Annotated in this window: 4 protein-coding genes and 3 tRNA genes; all 7 read left to right on the forward strand. The window is 59.9% G+C overall.

What is annotated here, in order from left to right:
- The first annotated feature begins 2 nt into the window (after positions 1 to 2).
- Positions 3 to 1,109, forward strand: a complete 1,107-nt coding sequence (gene birA, locus BMZ19_RS21920) for a bifunctional biotin--[acetyl-CoA-carboxylase] ligase/biotin operon repressor BirA (protein ID WP_342028264.1) — start codon at positions 3 to 5, stop codon at positions 1,107 to 1,109.
- Positions 1,099 to 1,854: a type III pantothenate kinase gene (locus tag BMZ19_RS21925; protein WP_090313875.1), complete on the forward strand. Its 756-nt coding sequence runs from the start codon at positions 1,099 to 1,101 to the stop codon at positions 1,852 to 1,854. Before birA ends, BMZ19_RS21925 begins: the two co-directional genes overlap by 11 nt.
- A 4-nt stretch (positions 1,855 to 1,858) precedes the next feature.
- A complete protein-coding gene (locus BMZ19_RS21930) occupies positions 1,859 to 2,566 on the forward strand; it encodes an SPOR domain-containing protein (RefSeq protein WP_090313877.1) in 708 nt (235 codons plus the stop codon).
- A 117-nt stretch (positions 2,567 to 2,683) separates the two neighbouring features.
- Positions 2,684 to 2,768 (forward strand) — tRNA-Tyr (locus BMZ19_RS21935).
- A gap of 25 nt (positions 2,769 to 2,793) precedes the next feature.
- Positions 2,794 to 2,867 (forward strand) — tRNA-Gly (locus tag BMZ19_RS21940).
- Between the two features lie 25 nt (positions 2,868 to 2,892).
- A tRNA-Thr gene (locus BMZ19_RS21945) sits at positions 2,893 to 2,968 on the forward strand.
- Between the two features lie 82 nt (positions 2,969 to 3,050).
- Positions 3,051 to 3,181, forward strand: a 131-nt coding sequence (locus tag BMZ19_RS21950; RefSeq protein ID WP_244517302.1) for a GTP-binding protein, incomplete at its 3' end; no start/stop codon positions are given.

Raw genomic sequence — 3,181 nt, forward strand, 5'->3', positions numbered from 1 at the left:
GTGTGGAGCTTCTCCATGTGAGAGTAGGTCATCGTCAAGCACCTATACAGAAACCCCGATCAGCACACGCTGGTCGGGGTTTCGGCTTTTCGGCGGATTTTTTGTCGACTGCCGCTTCTGCCGTTTATGATTTCGTGGCGTGCCGATTCGAGGTGCCTAGCTTGCAATTATTACGTCTTTTGGCGGACGGCCGTTTCCACTCCGGAGAGGAGTTGGGTGAGCGGTTGGGTATCAGCCGTAGCGCGGTCTGGAAACAGCTACAGCAACTGCAAACCGATTCCGAGGTCTGCTTGCATCGGGTACGAGGCAAGGGGTATCGCCTGGAGCGGCCCTTGAGTCTGCTGTCGCTAGAGACACTCAAGGAGCGCCTGCCTGGTTTGCGGCTCTGGGTCGAGGATCGGGTCGATTCGACCAATGCCTTGGCGCTCCGCTATCTCACCTGCCATGAGCCGCCGTTCGTGGTGCTGGCCGAAGCGCAGACAGCCGGGCGTGGGCGGCGCGGACGCCACTGGATCAGTCCCTATGGAGAAAATCTGTATTTCTCCCAGGTCATCAGAATTGAGCGTTCGGCTACACAGTTGCAGGCGCTTAGCCTGGTGGTGGGGGTGGCGGTGTTACGCACCCTGAAGCGGTTGGGTGTGGCCGGCGTTGGCCTGAAGTGGCCGAACGATCTGCTGGTGAGTGGAAAAAAGATCGCCGGCATTCTGCTCGAGTTGAGTGGTGATCCGGCGGATGTATGCCAGGTCGTAATTGGCATAGGAATCAACGCCAACATGCGGATGGGGACTGGTATCGATCAGGACTGGACCTCCATGTATCTGGAAGCGGGCCGGCAGGTCGAGCGCAATGAACTGGCCGTTGCACTTGCGGTCGAGCTCGAACGGGTGTTGAGCGTGCATCGAGAGCAGGGGTTTGCTGCCTTTCACGAGGAGTGGGAAGCCAGTCATGTGTGGCAGGGCCGTGAGGTTCGACTGATCAGCGGTGTGCATGAAATTGGCGGCACGGTGTTGGGTGTGAGCGTTGATGGTGGCTTGCGGCTGGCTGTCGAGGGTGGGGAGCAGGTTTACAGTGGCGGCGAACTGAGCCTGAGGCTGCAGCATGATTCTTGAGCTGGATTGCGGCAACACACTGATCAAGTGGCGGGTTTTGCCAGGCGAAGGCCTGGCGCCGCGCCATGTCGGCTCTGCCGTGTCGGATGCCGACCTGATGGGGCAGTTGGAGGGGCTGACGGGTCTGCATTTGCGCTGGTGCCGGATCGTCAGCGTCCGCAGCGGTGAGGAGACCAGTCGGTTGCTGGAGCTCTTGACGGCGCGCCACCCCGTGCATGTGCTGCAAGCCGCTGCAGCGCCATACTGCTCCGGGGTGCGCAATGGCTACGAGGATTATCGGCGTTTGGGGCTTGATCGCTGGTTGGCTATCCTTGGCGGGTATCGGTTGGCCGGCAAGGCCTGCCTGGTTATCGACCTTGGCACGGCAATCACTGCAGATTACGTCGATGCAGGCGGCGAGCATCTGGGCGGCTACATCTGTCCGGGGTTGCCGCTGATGCGTGCCCAGCTGCGCACGCATACGCGGCGAATTCGTTACGACGATGCCGAGGCGGGCCAGGCGGTGGCCGATTTGACTCCGGGGCGCACCTCGGCCCAGGCCGTAGAGCGAGGTTGCGTACAGATGCTCAGGGGATTTGTCGGCCTGCAATGTGCGCAGGCTGCAGGTCTCCTGGGGGCGGACTTCGAAGTTTTCCTTACTGGAGGTGATGCTGCCCTGGTAGCCGATGTGTGGCCTGGTGCCAGGAGTGTCGCCGATCTGGTTTTCGTGGGTCTGGCACTGGCTTGTCCGATTGAGCGGGGTTGAGCAGATGCGTTGGCTGTTTCTGTTGCTGTTGTTGATGAATATAGGGTTGTTCGCCTGGCAGCATCGCCTGGCGCCAAGCGGCTCCAGCGAACTGCCGCTGCTGGCCAGGCAGGCTGAGGGGGGGGGCGAGCGGGTTGTTCAGGGATTGACGCTGATGGCGGAGGCGGAGGCGGAGGCGGAGGCTGGAAGGCCAAGGCCGAAGAGTTCGGTGTCCATCGCAGGGGACGCCGCCGCGCATTGTCTGGTACTGGGAGGGTTCGACGCGGTCGAGCGTGCCCGCCAGCTCGAGCAGCGTCTGCTGAGCCTGGATGTCGGGGCGCGCATGGTCACCACCGAAGCCTCGTTCGGTGCCGATCACTGGGTCTATATCCCACCACTGGCCTCGAGGCAGGCCTCGCTGCGTCAATTGCGTGAGCTGCAGGCACGAGGCATCGATAGCTACCTGATTACCGAGGGCGAGTTGGCCAACGGAATCCTGCTTGGGGTCTTTCCGCGGCTGGACTCCGCCGTGAGCATCGCCGAGAAGCTGCGGGGGGCTGGTTACGAGCCGCAGGTCCGTGAATTGCCGCGGGTTTATCAGGAGTACTGGGTTCGAGTGGGCAGAGAAAGCCAGCGTCTGGTCGATGACGCGATGCTGGCTCGCCTGTCTGTCGACTTTCTCGATCTAAAACATCAACTTATCTCGTGCAGGGGGTTGCACAGCGCCGAATGACTGCCTATACTGCGCACCACTTGAGACGCACTGCTAGGCAGGCATCGAAAAGTGGTCAGGCTTGCATAGATTGCGCTTGACGTGAGTGCGGCAAGCGTAGAGAATGCTGCACCGTTTGGAGGGGTTCCCGAGTGGCCAAAGGGATCAGACTGTAAATCTGACGTCATCGACTTCGAAGGTTCGAATCCTTCCCCCTCCACCAGATTTAAGCGTGAGCCACAAGCTCCGCGGGTATAGTTCAGTGGTAGAACCTCAGCCTTCCAAGCTGATGATGCGGGTTCGATTCCCGCTACCCGCTCCAGTTATGTTGTTCGTGCACGGAGTTCGCTCATGTAGCTCAGCTGGTAGAGCACACCCTTGGTAAGGGTGAGGTCAGCGGTTCAAATCCGCTCATGAGCTCCAACTAAACAAAGGCAGATATGAAAATATCTGCCTTTGTTCTATGTGGGCAATTTGTCCAGTTCCTCGACGGGAGAGTGTCTCGATGGCTAAAGAGAAATTTGAACGTAACAAACCGCACGTCAACGTTGGTACCATCGGTCACGTCGACCATGGCAAGACCACTCTGACTGCTGCTCTGACCAAGGTCTGCGCTGAGACCTGGGGTGGTTCCGC

The sequence above is a fragment of the Pseudomonas linyingensis genome, assembly GCF_900109175.1.
Classification (GTDB): Bacteria; Pseudomonadota; Gammaproteobacteria; order Pseudomonadales; family Pseudomonadaceae; genus Geopseudomonas; species Geopseudomonas linyingensis.